This window comes from Owenweeksia hongkongensis DSM 17368 (assembly GCF_000236705.1).
GTDB classification, from domain to species: domain Bacteria; phylum Bacteroidota; class Bacteroidia; order Flavobacteriales; family Schleiferiaceae; genus Owenweeksia; species Owenweeksia hongkongensis.
Genome location: NC_016599.1, coordinates 2,968,094 through 2,988,930, shown reverse-complemented (window position 1 = coordinate 2,988,930; position 20,837 = coordinate 2,968,094). Strand labels below are relative to the sequence as shown.

General features: G+C 40.3%; 17 protein-coding genes. 7 read left to right on the top strand and 10 right to left on the bottom strand.

What is annotated here, in order from left to right:
* Positions 1-77 precede the first annotated feature (77 nt).
* Together OWEHO_RS13195 and OWEHO_RS13190 are read left to right on the top strand one after the other, a co-directional pair.
* Positions 78-1,250 carry a fasciclin domain-containing protein gene (locus OWEHO_RS13195; protein WP_014202987.1) on the top strand — a complete coding sequence of 391 codons (1,173 nt, stop codon included), beginning with the start codon at positions 78-80 and terminating at the stop codon, positions 1,248-1,250.
* Positions 1,251-1,385: 135 nt separating this feature from the next.
* Entirely contained in the window at positions 1,386-2,501 is a 1,116-nt protein-coding gene (locus OWEHO_RS13190; RefSeq protein ID WP_014202986.1) for an acyltransferase family protein, read from the top strand.
* A gap of 433 nt (positions 2,502-2,934) precedes the next feature.
* On the opposite strand, the gene tnpA is transcribed toward OWEHO_RS13190, so the two are convergent.
* The 3 genes from tnpA to OWEHO_RS13175 form a co-directional block, all read right to left on the bottom strand.
* Entirely contained in the window at positions 2,935-3,399 is a 465-nt protein-coding gene (gene tnpA / locus OWEHO_RS13185) for an IS200/IS605 family transposase (RefSeq protein ID WP_014202985.1), read from the bottom strand.
* 437 nt (positions 3,400-3,836) lie between these two features.
* On the bottom strand, positions 3,837-4,820 hold the full coding sequence (locus OWEHO_RS13180) for an OmpA/MotB family protein (protein WP_014202984.1): 984 nt from the start codon (positions 4,818-4,820) through the stop codon (positions 3,837-3,839).
* A 95-nt stretch (positions 4,821-4,915) separates the two neighbouring features.
* Positions 4,916-5,674, bottom strand: a complete 759-nt coding sequence (locus OWEHO_RS13175) for an exodeoxyribonuclease III (RefSeq protein WP_014202983.1) — start codon at positions 5,672-5,674, stop codon at positions 4,916-4,918.
* Positions 5,675-5,776: 102 nt separating this feature from the next.
* Here OWEHO_RS13175 and OWEHO_RS13170 point away from each other — a divergent pair, with 102 nt between their 5' ends.
* Positions 5,777-9,211: a hypothetical protein gene (locus tag OWEHO_RS13170; RefSeq protein WP_014202982.1), complete on the top strand. Its 3,435-nt coding sequence runs from the start codon at positions 5,777-5,779 to the stop codon at positions 9,209-9,211.
* On the opposite strand, the gene OWEHO_RS13165 is transcribed toward OWEHO_RS13170, so the two are convergent.
* On the bottom strand, positions 9,208-9,423 hold the full coding sequence (locus OWEHO_RS13165) for a hypothetical protein (RefSeq protein ID WP_143764603.1): 216 nt from the start codon (positions 9,421-9,423) through the stop codon (positions 9,208-9,210). The genes OWEHO_RS13170 and OWEHO_RS13165 overlap by 4 nt on opposite strands.
* 92 nt (positions 9,424-9,515) lie before the next feature.
* Here OWEHO_RS13165 and OWEHO_RS13160 point away from each other — a divergent pair, with 92 nt between their 5' ends.
* The gene (locus tag OWEHO_RS13160) at positions 9,516-10,211 is read left to right on the top strand and encodes a ComF family protein (protein ID WP_014202980.1); all 696 of its coding nucleotides are present in this window, start codon (positions 9,516-9,518) and stop codon (positions 10,209-10,211) included.
* 36 nt (positions 10,212-10,247) lie between these two features.
* The gene (locus OWEHO_RS13155; RefSeq protein ID WP_014202979.1) at positions 10,248-11,903 is read left to right on the top strand and encodes an Ig-like domain-containing protein; all 1,656 of its coding nucleotides are present in this window, start codon (positions 10,248-10,250) and stop codon (positions 11,901-11,903) included.
* Here OWEHO_RS13155 and OWEHO_RS13150 read toward each other — a convergent pair.
* The 5 genes from OWEHO_RS13150 to OWEHO_RS13130 form a co-directional block, all read right to left on the bottom strand.
* Entirely contained in the window at positions 11,895-12,671 is a 777-nt protein-coding gene (locus OWEHO_RS13150) for an amidohydrolase (protein ID WP_014202978.1), read from the bottom strand. The two genes, OWEHO_RS13155 and OWEHO_RS13150, sit on opposite strands and share 9 nt — an antisense overlap.
* A gap of 575 nt (positions 12,672-13,246) precedes the next feature.
* Positions 13,247-13,996: a succinate dehydrogenase/fumarate reductase iron-sulfur subunit gene (locus OWEHO_RS13145; RefSeq protein ID WP_014202977.1), complete on the bottom strand. Its 750-nt coding sequence runs from the start codon at positions 13,994-13,996 to the stop codon at positions 13,247-13,249.
* Positions 13,997-14,035: 39 nt separating this feature from the next.
* On the bottom strand, positions 14,036-14,416 hold the full coding sequence (locus tag OWEHO_RS13140; protein ID WP_014202976.1) for a four helix bundle protein: 381 nt from the start codon (positions 14,414-14,416) through the stop codon (positions 14,036-14,038).
* Positions 14,417-14,445: 29 nt separating this feature from the next.
* Entirely contained in the window at positions 14,446-16,446 is a 2,001-nt protein-coding gene (locus OWEHO_RS13135; protein ID WP_014202975.1) for a fumarate reductase/succinate dehydrogenase flavoprotein subunit, read from the bottom strand.
* Between the two features lie 10 nt (positions 16,447-16,456).
* The gene (locus tag OWEHO_RS13130; RefSeq protein ID WP_014202974.1) at positions 16,457-17,134 is read right to left on the bottom strand and encodes a succinate dehydrogenase cytochrome b subunit; all 678 of its coding nucleotides are present in this window, start codon (positions 17,132-17,134) and stop codon (positions 16,457-16,459) included.
* A 211-nt stretch (positions 17,135-17,345) separates the two neighbouring features.
* Between OWEHO_RS13130 and OWEHO_RS13125 the strand changes: the two genes are divergently transcribed.
* Positions 17,346-18,635, top strand: coding sequence for an aminopeptidase P family protein (locus OWEHO_RS13125; RefSeq protein WP_014202973.1), 1,290 nt, complete (start codon positions 17,346-17,348; stop codon positions 18,633-18,635).
* A gap of 125 nt (positions 18,636-18,760) precedes the next feature.
* Complete coding sequence (locus OWEHO_RS13120) at positions 18,761-19,552, top strand: alpha/beta fold hydrolase (protein WP_014202972.1); 792 nt, start codon at positions 18,761-18,763, stop codon at positions 19,550-19,552.
* Between the two features lie 220 nt (positions 19,553-19,772).
* Here the strand turns inward: OWEHO_RS13120 and thiL are convergent, their stop codons facing one another.
* Entirely contained in the window at positions 19,773-20,825 is a 1,053-nt protein-coding gene (thiL, locus tag OWEHO_RS13115) for a thiamine-phosphate kinase (RefSeq protein ID WP_014202971.1), read from the bottom strand.
* Positions 20,826-20,837: the final 12 nt, after the last annotated feature.

The window sequence follows — 20,837 nt, the reverse complement described above, 5'->3', positions numbered from 1 at the left end:
AACTTTATGACCACCCCTTGCGTATATATTGGCGTAGCTAGCACACATTATTAACTAAAAATTAAAATTTGAAACTTATGAAAATGCTAACCCAAAATTTCGGAAAACTACTATTAGCCGGAGGAGTGATCTTTATGGCAAGTTGTAGTAAAGATGATGACAATGATACCACCACGAAGCCCACGCAAAAGGATGCCACGGTAAAAGAGGTAATGGAGGAAGAAGAGCAGTATAGCATGATGAATGAGGCTATTGAAGAGTCTGATCAATCTTCGTTCTTTTCAAACAGTAGCGCAAATATCACCGTATTCGCTGCTAACAATGATGCATTCAATGATCTATTTGTGGAGATGAACGTAAGTAGCATGACGGAGTTGAAAGGCAAATTGGGAGATGAGGCTTTTGCCGAATTAATTATGTACCATGCTATCAACGGTAAATTTGATATTGATGCGATTCAAGATGGATACATCGAAACTTATGCCGATAATGACAACAACGGTAAGCTTTCTGTATTCATTGAGAATGATAACAACACCCGTTTAATTTTTAATGGTGGTGATGACAACGGTGCAAGCACCGCAAGTAGCACCACAATTTCTGCTACTAATGGTTCTGTAATTGAAATTAATGCGGTATTAAGCGCACAGACCAATTATGAAAACCTTGAAGATGCGGAGGAAGCAGAAGATAATGGTGAGACTTCACTTTTCTTAACGTTAATTGCTGATGCTGATGTAGATATCAAAAACAGATTGGAAAGTGAAACCAGTATGTCTACAGTGATTGTAGCTGATGAAAACGAACTTCAAAGTATGTTGAGTATCAATCTAGCTGCCATTTTAGATGTAGATGATCTTAACAATCTTTTGGATGCCAGTGCGCAGACTTCTTTGTTCACACAGTTTGGAGTAAGCACTGTTGCTGAACTTTTACTTGAGCTAAACATCTCCGATTTATTAAGTATTTCTGGAATGACGATGGCAAATATCTATGCCGAGATGGAAGCTGATGATAAAGCTGAACTAATGAGCACCTTTATTTTTAACGGTTATTTAAACCTAAAAGATGAGGCTACCAATAATGGAACAATTTCATCTGATGCAGGTGCTGATTTTGATGTAAGTACTTCTACCAGCGGTCAAATTGTATTGACCGATGATGATGGAAATAAGATTTTCTTAGAAGAAAATAGTGCTCATAGTGTAAACGGTTCAATCTATACGATTGCTAAAGTAGAAGAGATGTAATCCCCTTCACTATATATTTTTCTGGGAGGGTCGATTACCGCAAGGTAGTCGGCCCTCCCTTTTGTATTATTGTGTCGGTTTTCACCAAAACTCAAAAACAGGCGTAATATCCTAAAGAAACTTTTCCATATAGACATGGACCTAAGCAAGCGCATCTATGGGCTTGACATTCTGCGTGCCCTAGCCATTCTATTTGTCATCTATGGTCATGGCTTGCCTATGCTCAAGCATCAATTTAATATTCGTCCACTAAGTTTTTTGGTATTAGATGGCGTTTCCATCTTCTTTGTCCTCAGTGGCTTTTTGATAGGTGGAATTCTTATGAAGCGTATCAGATCCCATGGTGGCGGCTTCAACGAGCTTCGTCAATTTTGGATAAGACGATGGTTTCGTACGCTTCCGAATTACTTTTTGATTTTAATAGTTGTGACGGTTTTAGGCTGGTACTATTGGGATATTCAAATAAAGGACATGTTTCCTTACGTTCTTTTTCTACAAAACTTCGCCAGCCCTCATCCACACTTCTTTCAGGAAGTGTGGAGCCTAGCAGTAGAAGAATGGTTTTACATTCTTTTTCCCTTGGCCAGCTTTGCTATGTTCAAAAGTGAAACTTCACTAAAAAAATGGTTTCCATGGTTAATCTTCGCATTTATAGCACTGTCCATCGGGGTTCGATTTTACCGTTTTAATGTGGTGGAAATTGCCAGCCTAAAGGATTACGATCATTTTTTCCGAAAGCAGGTAATCACACGTTTTGACTCGCTAATGATGGGGGTTTTGGGAGCCTACCTTTCAACCTACTTTTCTAAGGGCTGGTTATCTAAACCCAAGTTAAAAATGTGGTTAGGCCTCATTCTTATCATTTTTAATCAGGTGTGCTTTCATTACGCTAAAGAAGTTTTCGAAGGCAATTACTTTTACCACACAGTACTTTCCTTTTTGGTATTTGCGACCGGAGTATTCCTGTGTTTACCTATTCTTACTTCTGTAAAAACAGGAAAAGGAAAATTAGCCAAGGGCATTACATTGGTCAGTCTTGTTTCGTACTCCATGTACTTGATTCATTTCACCCTCACGAAGGGCTTTATCATTCCTTTAACCCTCCGCGGAGAGCTTGCTGAGCATACTTTAGGTTTAGATGTTTTGAGAGTTGTCATGTACTTATTCGTTTCTCTTTTTGGTTCTATTCTGTTGTATAAATACTTTGAAATCCCTACAACCAAATTGCGGGATCGGTTTGGGAAGAAATAAATAACATAAACATACGACCCCGCTGGGGTCGTGTTGGTATAACATTCTTATTTCTATTGATATGTGACCTCTCTGAGGTCACGCACCCACATTAGGACAAGCCCATATTTCGCAGTGATCACGAATAAACACTTAGGTGAAATCCTTGCTCGACAGTATAGCCCCACAAACTCTGCTACGATTTTTTGATAATACTCAGGTGTGACAGCGAACGTAGCTAGTTCACTTATCAGTAAAAACAAACGTCATAGTTAGAATCGATTTAAGAGGAGTGGTGTGTTAATGTTTCAGAAAATTAAATAGGAATCAACCAACCTAGTGTAAAAAGGACATTACAGCTATGTGGTTACATCCTCAAACATTGAACCCTCTGGGTTCAAATGTCAATAGAAATAAAGTCGCCATGGGCGAGCGACCCCAGCGGGGTCGAATGTTAATTATCAAAAAATTCAAACAAATACTCATCCTTGAAATCCACCTGATAATTTTCTAAAAAACTTCTGTATTCATCTTCAAAGGATTTCTTAGTATGATGCTTTTCTTGATTTTCAATATAATTTACAACCTTCGAAATTTGAGAAGCACCTATGGAAAACGCCCCATAACCTGCTTGCCAAGCAAAGGGAAATTTGGATAAACCTTTTTCTTTAATGAAGCCGTTAGAAGACTTTTTTATTTCTCTAACCAATTCTGACAAGGGACAATCCGGAGATAGACTTAAAAGGATGTGGATATGATCTGGCATACCATTTATCGCGAAAAGCTTTTGCCCTTTGTGGTTTACAATACCTGAAATGTATTTATACAATTCTTCTTTAAACTCTTCACGAATTAAGGCTTCGCGATTTTTCACTGCAAAAATCACATGTGCATATAGTTGAGAATAGGTATTTGCCATTTCTTAGTTTTACTATGAAAATAGTCATTTTGACAAAATCAAAAATCCCGGTCGAATTGGCATATATATTCGACCCCGCTGGGGTCGACCTGATGTGTACTGATCAATCTTTCTATTGACATTTGACCTCCCTGAGGTCAACCAATCCTGAAAGTATACTGAATACATCTCGCATTTGCTGAACGTTCATCTATCATTAGCCCAATCAAACATCACTCTTTTTCATTTGACTCTTAGTGTTAAACAAACACGCTCAAAACAAAAAGCTCTAAACGAACCCAGCGGGTTCGGATGTCAATAGAAAATAGAATCACCTCATCATCACGACCCCATCGGGGTCGAATAAACCACTGAGTATTTCCGACAAAAAACAATAAAAAAACGACCCCGAAAGGTCGTCTTAAATCAACAAGTAGAGAAATGTAAACTCTTACTATTTACTCCTTTACTTCAGACAATACCTTTACGATAGCGTCCAAATCCGGAGTGATAATAATTTCTGTTCTGCGGTTTTTAGCTTTTCCTTCAACAGTGTCGTTATCTGACACAGGGATATATTCGCTTCTACCAGCAGCGGTAATCTTGGCCGGGTCCACACCCTCATTGGCGGTCAATATTTTTACAATAGAAGTAGCACGCATTACCGAAAGGTCCCAGTTGTCTTTCACAGCAGTCTTTCCGTTAAAAGCATCAGCATCTGTATGACCTTCTACCATTACATTAAGATCAGGGTTTTCAGCAAGTACCTTCGCTAATTCCTGCAAGGCCTCTTTTCCTTTTCCATCCACATTCCAGCTGGCGCTCGGGAATAGAAGGCTATTTTCCAAAGAAACATACACCTTACCATCGCGCTGCTCCACTGTAAGTCCTTTTCCTTCAAAGTTGAAAAGTGCTTCTTTCAAACGATTACGAATAGCATCCACTTGCTTGTTTTGCTCAGCAATCATTGACTCCAATTCGTATACACGGGCTTCGCGCTTCTGTAATTCCTGACTCAAATATTCCAGTTTTTGCTGCTCATTGGTCAATGAATCTTCCTTGGCCTGCAGCTCCTGCTGAAGCACATTTAGCTTTTCAATCAACTTCTTGTTTTCTGCCTGATTGCTTGCCAAAAGGGCATTATTGTTTTCTAACAAAAACTCATAATTCTTATTCAAATCTCTATAGCGCGTTTGCAATTCGTCATTGCTTTTCTTCAAAGCATCGTGCTCCTCCTGCAATTTTGCCATTGAATTCTTGGTAGCGTCAAGCTCATCCTGGGTGGTGCCCAAATTAGCTTTCATAGCATCATTCTCTTCTCTAAGAGAGAGGTTGGTGCCTTCCAAATCCTTATACTTTGCTTGTAGTTCTTTGTGGATTTTACTAGTCACGCAAGAGCTAAACAAAATACCGCTAAGGGCTAAAATGAAAATTCGTTTCATAGAAAATAAGATTATTCTACGAAAGTAGAAAGGCTACCCACACCATGCGATAGCCTTTACTTTAAGTTATGAATAATGCGTTATTGATAATTGCCTTAATCCAGCTCAAGCAAGACGGGGCAATGGTCAGAATGCTTGGCTTCGGGCAAAATAGCCGCACGCTTCAACCGGCCTTCCAAAGGAGTGCTTGCCATGTTGTAATCTATACGCCAGCCTTTGTTATTATTCCTGGCATTGGCTCGATAGCTCCACCACGAGTAATTATGCGGCTCTTGGTTAAAATATCTAAAGCTGTCAATAAATCCGCTGTCGATAAATCCGCTTACCCATTCTCTTTCTTCGGGTAAAAACCCAGATGAGTTTGCATTTTGAATAGGGTTGTGAATATCTATCGCCTTATGGCAAATATTGTAATCACCACACACAATCAGGTTTGGACGTTCTTTGAGAAGCTCAGAAATATGCTTCTGAAAATCTGCCAAAAACTGCATCTTCAGTCCTTGGCGCAGCATATTTGTTCCCGATGGAATGTACACACTCATAATTGAAAGGTTTCCATAATCTGCCCTAATGATACGCCCTTCAAGGTCGATGTATTCAATACCACAGCCTATTTCCACATGGTCGGGCTGCGTTTTAGTTAAAATAGCTACACCGCTATATCCCTTCTTTTGAGCACTGTGATAATAGCCATGATAGCCACTTTCTTTTATTAGCTCATGGTCTATTTGCTCAGGCTGCGCCTTGGTTTCTTGCAAGCAAAGCACATCCGGATTGGCAGCTTGCAACCATTCCATCAAACCTTTTTTTACTGCCGCTCGTATTCCGTTTACATTATATGAAATTACCTTCATCGTTTTTTCGTGCTTTGTCAATCCTATATTAGAATTATTACCGTTTACCTATTGCCCGCAAAAATGGAAATAAGTGGGTAATATTGAAAAATTAATTTGAGTTTGAATTTAGCCCTACGGATAAGCTTCCTTTTCTTGTTTGTTGCGCCCAGCATTTTTGGGCAGACAAACCCTATGGGCTGGACTTCTAAACGAACGAAAACTGTGGCTCCCGCTAAAGATTCACTCTTTTTGGATTCGCTTCCCGTTTTGCAAGAACATATCGATTTCACTACCCAAAGTGGTTTTCCGGCCAAGCCCCATTATACACTTTACCAGCAGCCGGTTTCTTATATCAAGTTCAACACACCACTTCGCGACACGCTAATTTTAAATTTTCAGGTATTGCCGCTTCCGCTAAATCAGCGTTTTCAGCATAAGGATACCAGTCTTATTTTGCCCGCTTTCGCGGGAGAAAAAGACCCTCTCTATAGGCCCGAAAGCACCAATAGCACTTTTACACCTTTTGCAGGACTTACGTCAAACGGAAGTATAAGTCGCGGCATTACGGTAGGAAACAATCAGGATGCCGTGCTAAACAGCAGCCTAAACTTACAGCTCAGCGGAGATTTGGGACAGGGCACCCAAATACGTGCAAGTATTACCGACAATAGTATTCCCGTGCAAGCGGATGGCTATACCCAGCAACTGCAAGAATTTGACAAAGTGTATATCGAACTGGAAAACCTAGACTTTGGACTCCTAAGAGCGGGTGATTATAATGTAACTTCTCAGAGTAACCAATTCCTACGTTTTGATAAAAAGATAAGCGGAGCAGGAATTTTTACTGACGTAAAAGCAGGAAAAAAAGGTAATGTCCCAATTCAGCTCCAGGGCGGGGTGGCCCGTGGTAAGTTTGCTCGAAATCGTATTCAAGGGAGTGAAGGTAACCAAGGACCTTATAAACTTACCGGAAACTCTGGTGAACCGTACATTATTATTATTTCAGGTTCGGAGCGGGTGTACATTGATGGAGTATTAATGAAACGTGGTGAGCAGTATGATTATGTTATTGATTACAATGCAGGTGAAATTTCGTTCACGGCCCTTCGTCCCATCACCAAAGAAAGAAGGATAGTTGTGGAATTTCAATACACAGAGCAAAACTATTTGCGCACGGTAGTTTTTGGCGAAACGGGTTACGAAACGCAAAACTTCAAAACCACAGTTCAATATTATAATGAGCAGGATAGCAAAAATCAACCTCTACTTCAGGAAAATAGCAATGAGGAAAAAGAAATTTTAGCGCAAGCGGGTGACAATTTAAACAATGCCGTAGTGAGCACGGTAAACCCAGAGGCCTTTAGCGATGAGCTAGTACTTTATAAACTGGTTGATTCATTGGGAACCGATTCTGTCCTCGTGTATTCTGTGGACAGCACGCAGCAATTGTATAGTGCTTCCTTTGCTTACATCGGCCCTTTTCGGGGAAATTATGAGCAAGTACAAAGTAATGCTAATGGACGGGTATTTCAGTGGGTACCGCCTGTAAACGGGCAACCGCAAGGAAGCTACGAGCCGGTAAAACAATTGGTTGCGCCAAACCGCCTTCAGATTATTACTTTGAAAAGCGAAGGGAAAATTGGCAAAAATCATTGGCTGAGTGTAAACCTTGCGACAAGCAAAAATGACGTTAACCTATTTTCAGATGTAGATAAAAACAATGACAACGGCTCGGCTGGGGGTTTTCAGTACAAGTGGCTGAAGGAAAAAGAAAACTTTGACATCTACACAGGTATCAATTATGAATTCAATCAGGATAACTTCCGAACTATAGAACGCATTCGCAATGTAGAGTTTGCACGGGATTGGAACTTGGATAATAACTTTGATGGAGGTGTGCAGCTTGGAGGAATAAGTTTAGGAATCACCAACGATAGCAGTTTGGCCGAATATCGAGCTGATCTACTAAGTGCTGATGGCTACAATGGTTTGCGAAACACTTTAACCCTTCGATTGAGAAACTCTGAAAACATTGGCGCTATAAGTACAAGTTTGCTAAACACCAAAGACTCGGTAAGCACTACCTTATTTCTGCGTGAAAACGGTTTTTTCACACATTTCATCACGCCCAAGTTTTGGGCAGGGATCCGATCTGTAGGTGAATGGAACAAGAAACAAGCTCTTGGAATGGACACGCTTTCGCCTAGTAGCTACAATTTTTTGGAATATGAGCTTTACACTGGTTTTGGTGACAGCACCGCCAACTTTACCGAAATCAGTTTTCTTGAAAGGTTTGATGACACCGCTTTAATGGGACGCTTCGAAAACTTTTCCCGGGCCATCACTTATGGACTTCATTCACAATACCAAACCAATTTTAATAGCACCATTGGCGCCAACATCAACATTAGAAACCTTGAAATATATGAGCCCACTCCGATAGACCTGGAGCGTACCATTACTAGTAGGCTGAATTATGTTCAACGTCTTTGGAAAAACTCAATCGTAAGTTCTACTTTTTACGAAACAGGCTCAGGTACGGAGCCCCGCAGAAATTATAGTTACATAGAAGTGCCTGCAGGAACAGGAATTTATACCTGGACGGATTATAACGACAATGGCATAAAAGAGCTTGATGAATTTGAAATAGCACCATCACCCGATTTGGCGAAATATGTTCGTGTGTATTCGGTCACCAACACCTACATCCGCACCAATATTTTGAAACTTGGTGAAAACTTAAACATAAATACTCCTGGGGCCTGGAAAAATGCCGAGGATATTAGAAAAACTATATCACGTTTTTCACTTTTGTTCAACTATCAACTGGATAGAAAAACTTTGCTCACAGGAAATACAAATCGACTAAATCCATTTAAAGAAGTAGCCGATGACAGCTTGATTGTGGCCATGAACAACAACTTCAGGTCAACCGTATTTTTTAATCGCACGGCCACCAAGTTTGGAATGGATTATACCTATCGAAAAACAGACAATAGAAACTTATTAAGCTATGGTGTGGAGCAACGTGCGATAAATGAGAACACCGCAAATCTTCGCTATCAGCCAATTGAAGTTTTGCTTTTTAAGATACAAGGCTCCGTAATTGACAAGCAAAACATATCAGCCAACTTTGCAACCCGAAATTTTGGAATCAATCAGGTACTCAATAAATATGCGCTCTCTTACCAACCGGGCAGCTACTTTGTACTCACCGGCCGTTATGAATGGGATAATCAGCAAAGTAGCGGGGATGATGAAAACAATCTTTTTGAGCAAACCATCGGAGCAGACCTCTCTTTCAATTCTGCGGAAAAATTTACCGGTCTTCTAAGCCTTAATTATATTATCAATGATTTTGAAGGGAATGCCAATGGACCTGCCGGATATGAAATGCTCCAAAGCCTTCGCCCGGGAAGAAACGGAACCTGGACAGTCACTCTTCAGCGTACGTTAAAGAAAAACATTCTGATAAGCCTTAACTACAGCGGACGTGTAAGTGAAGGTACCAACCCAATTCATACAGGAAATGTAGAGATTAAGGCTTTTTTCTAAGGCTTCACAATCGTCTGCACATCGCTGGAAATAGGCTGAATCTTATCCACCTCCAATATTTTCTTCAAACTGTCCACTTCCTTTTGAAGCTCCTTTTTAGCCATCACTTCTTCGGCCAACCTACGAATAAGCACATCCTTATGTGTAGTTAATTCTTTTACCTCATTGAGACTAACTACCAAAAAATAGGCAGTCATGAGTAATCCAATCATGCATAACACAATTACATACAACAAACCTTTGTTTGCTTGTTTCGCCTTGTCAGTCATTTAGTATCTTTATTGAAGTTCAAAAATAAACCTTCATGCTAAAATATACCTGGCTCCATGATTTTATTGATATCATTTATCCAAACGCTTGCTTGGGTTGTGATGAGCCTTTGGTGAGCAATGAAGACATCGTTTGCATAAAGTGCCTGCACGAACTTCCCAAAACAGATTTCGCGGCAGACCTTGATAATCCTGTGCTTCGAATCTTTAGTGGTCGTTGCTTTTTAGAAAAAGCCACTTCTTACCTACGTTTTGTAAAAGATGGAATGGTACAATCTCTAATGCATCATTTTAAATACAAAGGAAGAACCGAAGTTGGCGAAAGAATGACACACCTTGCCATTTCTGACTTGCGTCAAACTTCCTTTTTTAGTGATATTGACATTATTCTGCCTGTTCCTTTGCATCCAGCAAAACTGCGAACAAGAGGCTACAACCAAAGTGAAGTGATAGCACAAACGATTGCTGACCATACTCATATAGATTATAAAACCGATATTCTACTAAGGAAGTATTACAACCAAACGCAGACTAAGAAATCGCGCTTTGCCAGGTGGCTCAATGTAAAAACTGTTTTTGCAGTTGACCACCCCAAAAGATTAGAAGGGAAACACATTTTACTGGTTGATGACGTAGTAACCACCGGCTCTACGGTAGAAGCATGTGTAACAAAACTGGAGCACATCCCCGGAGTAAAAATTTCACTATTTACTTTGGCTATAGCCCAATAAAAGAGGCTGTCATTTTTCGGCCTATTAATTGCATTTTTGCAGCAGCTAATAACCAACAGTATTATTCCTTTGAATAAGCTTCTTCGTTTTTTACCAGTTTTTATTCTGGCCTCAGCATTTGTGTATTTTTCCAGCACATCATGTGCAAGTATTTCTTCGCCTACAGGTGGCCCTAGAGATACCTTGGCCCCACAGTTGGATACATCCTTCCCACCCAACTTTAGCACCAACTTCAAAGCTTCGGAAGTCATTCTGGTATTTGATGAATACATTACCTTGAAAAGCGCCTCACAGCAAATTTCTATATCTCCGCCCCTCTCAGAAAAGCTTAAGATTACCAGCATGTCCCGTGAGGTAAATATTTCATGGAAAGATACTCTACTTGATAGCACCACTTATATTATTTCATTTGGAAACGCCATCACTGATTTTACCGAAGGTAATGCCAATGAAAAGATTAAGTATGTTTTTTCTACTGGCAACTTTATAGATAGCCTGGAAATAGATGGTTATGTTTACGATAAGGAAGGAAAGCCAACCCCAGATATTATGGTGGGACTTTATGACTTAAAAACCTTGGAGAAAGCAGACTCCATTCCATTTCTGAATTTACCCACATACTATGATTATACGGACGAGAATGGAAAATTTGAACTAAGTAACCTCAAATATTCAAAGTTTGTGGTAGTCGCATTTCAGGATGTACGTCAAAATTTTAAGCTAAACTCAGGTGCAGAGCTTATGGGCTTTTTGTCTGATACAATTACCACTTCCCTTTCTAATGAATCCATAAAACTCAACCTTTTCTTACCTGAGCCTGTGAAACGTTTTTATGGAGCCAAACACACTGGGTATGGCAAAATACAGTTTGCCTACAGCTATCCCATTCCAGAACTTACGGTGAAAGCTTTACCAAATAATGACTCTCTTAGTGGACTGCTTGTTCAAAACAAAACCAAGGACTCAGCTACCTATTGGTTTAATCCAGTCAATTATACTGATTCTATTACGTTGCAAATTTTCCAGGCAGGCACTATTACCGACACGGCCACATTATTATTTAAAGAATTTAAAGCCGAAAATTTCACGCCTAAGTTAACTTCGAATGAAATTAGAAATATAGACCCAGTAGTTGTATTAACTGAGGTTCCTGTGACCAAGGTAGACACCTCGCTAATTTTTATTTACAATGAAACTGATACAGCGGGCGTAAGCATTGAGGATTCTATTTATATGCTAAAGCAGATAAAGTTGATACCGCAAAAACGCTTTAAAGATTTTACGATAAAAATACCCCAGGGTGCAATTACCAACTACTTTGAAAAAGTAAATGATACCACTGAGGCCAGGCTAAAAACACTAGGCCGAGATGATTTGGGAAATCTTGACTTTGTGGTAAAAACCGACAGCACTCCTTACCCCCTCATCTTGCGCATATTTACTGAAAAAGATAAAAAGGTAATTCATGAGTCTAGTTTTAATGCAGGGACCACAGTAAAATTCAGAAACCAAAAACCGGGGCTCTACAAAGCCGAGTTGATTTTGGATAAAGATGGAAACGGAAAATGGTCTACTGGAAATTACCTGGAAGGGAAACAACCTGAAAAGGTTCTTTACTATAGCGAGGATATCGAAATACGCGCCAACTGGGATTTGGAATTAGAGTGGCGAATCGATAAAAAGCTATTTTGAAATCGTAAAACTATCGCGGTCATTTAAAAAGTTAAAACGCTTTCTGGATTCAAGCATTTTATTTCTATCTAGTGTAATTTTCACCACTTCTTCTTTAAATGGTGCTGGTGCCCCGATTTTCTCACCGAGCTCGTCATACACTGCAGAGTCACCGCTATGCATCACGTCATTACCGTCAGCACCCACTCGATTGAGCCCCGCTAGATAGCACATGTTTTCAATGGCTCGTGCTTTGAGTAAAGCTTTCCAGGCCTCACTTCTACGCTCTGGCCAGTTTGCTACAAATATCTGTAAGTCGGCTTCCTCGGTATTTCTGCACCAAATAGGAAAACGTAAATCATAGCACACAAGTGGCATTATCTTCCAACCTCTAAAATTCACCAGTAAGTGCTCATTTCCTGCCGAATAGACTTTCTCCTCACCGGCAAGGGTAAACAGGTGGCGCTTATCATATTTGTGCACGTTGCCAGAAGGCTCTACAAAATACAGTCGATTGAAGTAATTTGCATTCTCACGCACTATCACACTTCCGCAAATGGCCGCATCTTTTTCCTTAGCCACTTGCTGCATCCATTGCAATACTTCACCACCAGTTTCTTCATAAAGTGCCTCTGGTTTCATACTAAAACCTGTAGGAAACATTTCAGGTAGAATAATAAGGTCTGTGTTGGAAGTGTCATCAATAAGGCCTTGCAGCTTTTCAAGATTGGCCTCTTTATTTTCCCACACCAAATCTGCCTGAACAAGGCTAATGGATAATTGATTCATTACAAAATGACTAAACGCAGAAAAGGCCCCAATGGAGCCTTTTCAAGATTACTAACCAAATAACACCTAATAGAAACTTCGGAGTTTATATTTAGGAATAATTAGAAAATGTCGCTAACACCTAATTATTAATCAAATATACATTTTAGGGAAGGAGAAAGCAAGACGAGCCTATGTTAAATATTTACCAAAACAACCTAATATCCCATTTTTCAGGCATCTTATGGTAAAAGGTATTTCACAACTCCACATTTTATCTTACTTTTGAATTGAAGAGCTTATAAAGTTTTTTCATTTTTATGTTTTAGTTTTCGTAGAAACCGCTCCGGAGGCCCGGAGCGGTTTTTTTATGCTCAATACTTGCGAGTTAAGTTTTTTTAACTAATTTAGAAGGACTTAACGGGGTTCTTCATTTATAGGGAAATAGGGTTAGTAATCTACAAAGACAAACCTTTGTTAAGAAATAGAACGAGAGGCACCCGCCTCTCGTTTCTTTTTTGGTACCTATACCAAATGATAAAGCCGGAAACATATACATGCTCCCGGCTTTATTATTTTATAAAACTTGTGTTCTACTATTCGCTTACCATAGAAGCTGAAAGATATTCACGATTCATACGTGCTATATTTTCAAGAGAAATTCCTTTAGGACACTCTACTTCACAAGCTCCTGTATTAGTACAGTTACCAAATCCTTCCTCATCCATTTGGCTTACCATGTTCAATACGCGTTCATGAGCTTCCACTTTACCTTGAGGTAAAAGAGCCAACTGAGATACTTTAGCTGATGTAAATAACATCGCTGAAGCATTTTTACAGCTCGCTACACAAGCACCACAACCGATACAAGTTGCTGCGTCAAATGCCTTATCAGCATCGGGCTTAGGCACAGGGATAGCATTTGCATCAATCGTGTTACCAGAAGTATTTACAGAAACAAAACCTCCGGCATTCATAATTCTATCGAAAGAAGAACGGTCTACCACCAAATCCTTTACTACAGGGAATGCTGCTGCTCTCCATGGCTCTATAAAAATGGTATCCCCATCTTTAAATGAACGCATGTGAAGCTGGCAAGTGGTAATCTCACGATCAGGACCATGAGCCTGACCATTGATGTAAAGCGAGCACATTCCACAAATACCTTCGCGGCAATCGTGATCAAATGCTACTGGCTCTTTGCCATCGTTAATCAACTGTTCGTTCAATACGTCAAGCATTTCCAAAAAGGACATGTCTTCAGAAATATCCTTTACAGGATAAGTTTCCATTGTCCCTTTTGCCTTTGCGTTTTTTTGACGCCAAATTTTTAATGTTAAGTCCATAACTTTTAAGTTATTAGTAAACTAGCCAGTAGCCAACAGCTACTTTCCATCTTTGTTTCTATCATTTATCGAATTGATAAAGGCAGTTAGCATTTTGCTTTCTTCCGTTATTAATCCGTTTACTTTTTCGACTGTTTCCGCTTTAATGAAACCTTGCCTAAAAGCAATCTCCACTTGTGTTTCTAACTCAAACAACGAGCCTCTAGCTATTCGCAAAAAGTGCTTATAACTTTGGCTAGAATCTCTTCCCCAGCCCTCGGCTATATTTGAAGGTATTGACACCGATGACCTTCTAACCTGATCGGATAAAGCGTACATTTCCTCTCTAGGAAAATCCTTTGCTAGCCTATAGACTTCGTCTACAATTACCATTGCCTTCTGCCAAACCAACAAATCTTTATAACTATTTACGTTACTCATTCTATTGGCTTTTCTCTACTGGCTATTGGCTATTTATACGAACGCTGCTTCAGTTCTATATTCTCGTAATTCAATTCTTCCTTGTGCAACTTAGCTTCACCGGGGTCACCAGTGTATTCCCACGCTGCTACGTAAGTAAAGTTCTCATCATCACGCTTAGCCTCACCCTCTTCGGTTTGGCTTTCCTCACGGAAGTGACCACCACAACTTTCTTCTCTTTGCAATGCATCTTTTGCGAAAAGCTCAGCAAGCTCCAAAAAGTCAGCAACACGGCCAGCTTTTTCCAGCTCCTGATTAAACTCATTTAGTTCACCAGGAACGCGAACGTCCTTCCAAAATTCATCTCTAATCTGACGAATCTCAGCGATAGCTTCAGTAAGTCCTTTGGCATTACGCGCCATACCTACTTTGTCCCACATTACTTTTCCAAGACGTTTGTGGAAATGGTCAACCGAATGTGTTCCTTTATTATTAATGAAGAAGTTCAAACGATCTTTCACTTCTTTTTCTGCTTCTGCAAATTCCGGCAAATCTGTTGATATTTCACCCGTGCGGATATCATCAGCCAAATAATCACCAATGGTGTATGGCAATACAAAGTATCCATCAGCCAATCCCTGCATCAAAGCAGAAGCTCCAAGACGGTTTGCACCGTGATCAGAGAAGTTAGCCTCTCCTGCTGCGTAGCAACCAGGAATAGTAGTCATTAGGTTATAATCTACCCAAATACCACCCATAGTATAGTGTACCGCTGGGTAAATCATCATTGGGGTTTCGTATGGGTTTTGAGCTACAATCTTTTCATACATCTGGAAAAGGTTGCCATACTTGGCTTTTACAACCTCTTTACCCAAACGAGTTACAAGCTCCTTATCATTCACATCATGTCCGTGAACCGTGGCCTGCTCTTTACCATAACGTTGAATTGCCGCAGCAAAATCAAGATATACAGCTTCGCCAGTAGCATTCACTCCGAATCCCGCATCACATCTTTCTTTGGCAGCACGAGATGCTACATCACGAGGCACCAAGTTTCCAAATGCAGGGTATCTTCTTTCCAGGTAGTAATCTCTATCCTCTTCCGCTAATTGAGTTGGTTTCAATTTTCCAGCTCTGATAGCTTCAGCGTCTTCTTTCTTTTTTGGTACCCAAATACGTCCGTCATTACGAAGTGACTCACTCATCAGCGTAAGCTTAGATTGGTGATCACCTGAAACGGGAATACAAGTTGGGTGAATTTGCGTGTAGCAAGGGTTTGCAAAGTAGGCCCCTTTCTTGTGGATTTTCCATGAAGCGGTTACGTTACTTCCCATTGCATTGGTAGAAAGGAAAAATACGTTTCCATAACCACCAGACGCTATCACTACTGCGTGTGCAGAATGTCTTTCTATTTCTCCGGTTTCAAGGTTGCGGGCAATAATACCGCGAGCCTTTCCTCCTACCATTACAAGATCTAACATCTCGTGACGGTTGTACATTTTAATTTTACCCTTACCAATCTGGCGGCTCATGGCGCTATAAGCACCAAGAAGCAACTGCTGACCGGTTTGTCCTTTAGCATAAAAAGTACGGCTTACCTGTACACCCCCAAAAGAACGGTTGTCCAAAAGACCACCATACTCGCGGGCAAAAGGAACACCTTGAGCCACACATTGGTCGATGATATTGGCAGACACCTCAGCAAGACGGTACACATTCGCTTCACGCGAACGGTAGTCACCACCTTTTACAGTGTCATAAAATAGACGGTAAGTAGAATCACCATCATTTTGATAATTTTTTGCAGCATTGATACCCCCTTGGGCAGCAATAGAGTGTGCTCTACGTGGGCTATCCTGAAAGCAAAACGCTTTGACATTATATCCCATTTCTGCAAGCGAAGCAGCAGCAGAGCCACCTGCCAAACCTGTACCCACAACGATAATGTCAATGCTACGCTTGTTAGCTGGGTTTACAAGTCTAATATTGTTTTTATGATTGATCCATTTTTTGTCAATTGGACCTTCAGGAATTTTTGCGTCTAAACTCATAGTAATGATCTTAGTGGTTGCCGTTTAAGAAGTGAAAAACAGCGATGAAAATGAATCCAGCCGGAATAAGGATGGCATACCATTTTCCAAATGCTTTGATTGCCGGAGTGTATTTTGGGTGACGTGCTCCAATAGACTGAAAAGCCGACTGAAAACCGTGCAACAAGTGCAAAGCCAAAAACACAAATGATAGACAGTATACAATTACGCGAATAGGGTTTGCAAACATGTGCTGCACCTCTCCAAAGTAACGTGTAGGATCTTCAGGGTTTCCTTGAATATACTTGTAATTCATTTCAGGTAACCAGAAATCCCAAAGGTGGAATGCTAAGAAACCAAGAATGAAAAGTCCGCTCCAGATCATGTTGCGAGACATCCAGCTTGAGTTAGCCGAACCTTTATACATAGCGTATTTCTGCGGACGAGCACCTCTATTTCTTGCTTCCAAAATAAAACCCATAATAAAGTGAAATGCCACACCAAACATAAGTATTGGCTGCATCACAAATTGGATCAATGGATTGGTTCCCATAAAGTGAGAGGAAGAATTGAAAGCATCTTCACTAATCACAGAGGTGAAGTTGATAATGAAGTGCTGTAGCAAAAACACTATTAAGAAAAGTGCGGATAAAGCCATTGCAAACTTTCGTGCAATTGACGATGACAGAAGCCCTGAATTTGTACTCATTGGGTAAACTAATAGTTTTCTAGAGTCGCAAAAGTAAGATTCAGACTGAAACACTTCAACACAATTTGCTATTTAGACTGATTATACAATCATTTATCTTTTTAGAGAGCAAGTTCACCATTCACAAACTCCGCTCACTATCTTTGGTTGCCCAAAAAAATCTGAGTTCTTTTGTGGCCTTAATTTCTACAACACTTCATAATATATAGATATGCGATACAAGCAACTCCCCAAAGAAGTATACATTGAAAATCGTGCAAAATTCACCAAACATCTGAAGCCAAAATCACTGGCGGTGTTTAATAGCAACGACATTTATCCTACCGGATCTGACAGCTCTTTACCATTTCGTCAGCATGGCGATATTTTAGCGCTAAGCGGTGTGGATCAGGAAGAAAGTATTTTAGTGATTTTCCCGGATGCTTATAAAGAAGAGCATCGTGAAATGTTATTTCTAAAAGAAACCAATGACCACATTGCTGTATGGGAAGGTGCAAAACTTGACAAAAAGCAAGCATTTGAGCTGAGTGGAATTAAGAATGTGTTTTGGCTTCAGGATTTTGAACGCATCTTTAATGAAGTAATGAGCCATGCGGAAAATGTATACCTAAACTCAAACGAGCACTTACGTGCAAATTTGGATACAGAAACTCGCGAAGCCCGCTTTGTAAAATGGTGTCAGAATAAATATCCTGCTCACGAATATTCCAGGTGTGCGCCAATTATGCACCAGGTACGTGCTATAAAAACTCCTGGCGAAATTGCCGCTATGCAAACAGCAGCCGATATTTCTGTGAAAGGATACAAACGTGTAATGAAATTCATGGCTCACGGCAAGTGGGAGTATGAATTGGAAGCTGAGTTCATGCACGAATTTTTACGCAACCGCAGCCGTGGATTTGCTTACACCCCAATTATTGGTGGTGGTTACAATGCCTGCGTGCTGCATTATATTGAAAATAACGACCAACTAAGAGATGGCGAATTGGTACTTTTTGATGTAGGTGCTGAATATGCCAACTACTCTTCGGATGTTACGCGTTGCTATCCCGTAAACGGAAGATATACTGATCGCCAAAAAGAAGTGTACAGCGCTGTACTTCGCGTAAAAAAGGCATCTGAAAAACTATTGGTACCCGGCAATAATCTGAATGATTACCACAAGGAAGTTGGTGAAATAATGACCAAGGAGCTGGTAGACTTAAAGTTGATCAGCATGGAGGAAGTGAAAAATGCCGACCCTAGCTGGCCAGCTTACAAAAAGTATTTTATGCACGGCACTAGCCATTACATAGGCCTTGATACCCACGATGCCGGACTGTGGACTGCGGACATGGAGCCAAATATGGTTTTCACTTGTGAACCTGGAATCTATATTCCTGAAGAAAAATTAGGTATCCGCCTGGAAGATGATTTGGTAGTAACCGAAAACGGTTTGATCAATTTGACTAAAGAAATTCCAATTGAAATTGAAGAGATTGAGGATTTTATGAATTCATAAAACTCAACACATAATTGAAATTTAACCCTCAAGGTTCAGGAGAGCTTTGGGGGTTTTGTTTTCAACAACCGCCTGCTACAACCTGAAGTATTCTTTAGCTTTGCCGCCCGATTTTCATTTGCACCATGAGCAGCGTCCGAACGTTCACATTCAAAGAAGTTACCTTCCACTTTACCTCAAAGGGTAGCGGCCCCGCAATCCTTTTTCTTCATGGTTTTTTAGAAAATAAAGAAATGTGGAACGGCATTATTAATGGTCTTCCCACTGCTTTGCGCAAAATCACTGTTGATCTTCCCGGCCATGGAAAATCCGGAAACATTGGCTACATACACACCATGGAAGAAATGGCCGAAATGGTGAAAGCGCTGGTGGATAAGCTAAAACTGAAGAAAGTATTTTTAGTCGGTCATTCTATGGGCGGCTATGTAGCACTCGCTTTCGCTGAAAAACATCCTGAATTGGTGAAAGGCCTTGTTCTAATGAATAGTACCACCCGCGCTGATTCTGACCAAAAGAAGAAAGACCGAGACAGAGCCATTAAATTGGTAAAAGAAAACCATAAGTCTTTTATTAGAAATGCCATTCCCCATCTATTCAGGCCAAAGAATAGGCGTAATATGCTGGAACATGTAAATCATGTAAAAGCTGAAGCACTGAAAACTTCAAAGCAAGGAATAATTGCCGCGCTGGAAGGCATGAAAATACGTGATGATCGAGAGGTACTACTTCATTTTGCACCTTATCATTTTCTATTTATCGCTGCCAAAAACGATCCCGTTTTTCCTTTTGAGGTATTGGAGGATCAGCTCCAGGCCAATCGTGTAACACCCTGCATAACTGAAAATGGACATATGGCACATCTAGAGGATTTTGAGACAGTGCTGACGGCTATCAAAAAGTTTGTACGCGAGAATTAGATTGGACTTTTACATGACCCCGCTAGAGTTAAGCATTATGCCACTCCCAAATTTCTATTGATACCCGAACCCTCTAGGTTCAATTAATTGCCCTGAAATAGAAAGCTACATTTTGGGTTTTAATTGACTACAGAGGGGTCAAATGTCAATAGCAATAATTTTATCAAAAGAAAACGACCCCAGAGGGGTCGCATATTCATACTTAAAATTTTATCGAAAACTAGCTCTCCCTCTTCAACGCATTCCAACCCTGAGCGGTAAGCTCCATAAATTTACCATCGCGGGTCACTATATTTTTCCCGGCACTTTCTTCTGTGATATGACCAATGATTGAAAAGTTAGGATTGCCTTTGATCTTATCATGATCCTTCATATCAATGGTGAAAAGAAGTTCATAATCTTCTCCCCCATTTAGGGCAACCGTAGTGGTAGTCAAGTTAAACTCCTCGCAAAGTTTATATACACTTGGATCTATTGGAATTTTCTCTTCATAAATAGCAGCTCCCACTTTTGACTCTTTACAGATATGCAAAATCTCCGAACTCAAGCCATCCGAAACATCAATCATAGAAGTCGGCTTTACACCAAGTCCGTGAAGAATTTCTGGAACGTCTTTCCTGGCTTCAGGTTTAAGCTGGCGTTCCAGCACATATTCGTTTCCTTTAAGATCAGGCTGCATGTCTTTGTCTGATTGAAAAACAGATTTTTCTCGCTCCAACAACTGCAAGCCCATATATGCTCCACCAAGATCGCCTGAAACTACAATTAGATCATTTACCTTAGCTCCACTCCTATACACAATTTCATTTTCTTCAGCTTCACCTATTGCTGTAATGCTAATCATCAAACCCGAATAACTGGAGGTGGTATCACCACCTACGAGATCCACATCATATACATCGCAAGCCATACGCATACCGGCATAAAGCTCATCCAGAAACTCAATTCCGAAACGGTTGCTTACCGCAATACTTACCAAAATTTGCTTTGGCATTGCATTCATTGCATAAACGTCCGAAAGATTGACCATTACAGCCTTATATCCCAAATGACGCGGTGGAACGTATGTTAAATCGAAATGCACACCTTCTACCAAAAGATCGGTGGTTACTACAGTGTGCTTATCCAAATATTCCAATACTGCACAGTCATCGCCAATCCCTTTTATGGATGACGCATTGCGCAATGGAAATTCGCGAGTAAGGTGTTCTATTAATCCAAATTCACCCAGTTTGTCGAGTGATGTAAACTTTTCTTCTTGTTGCTCTGCCATGCGGCAAAACTA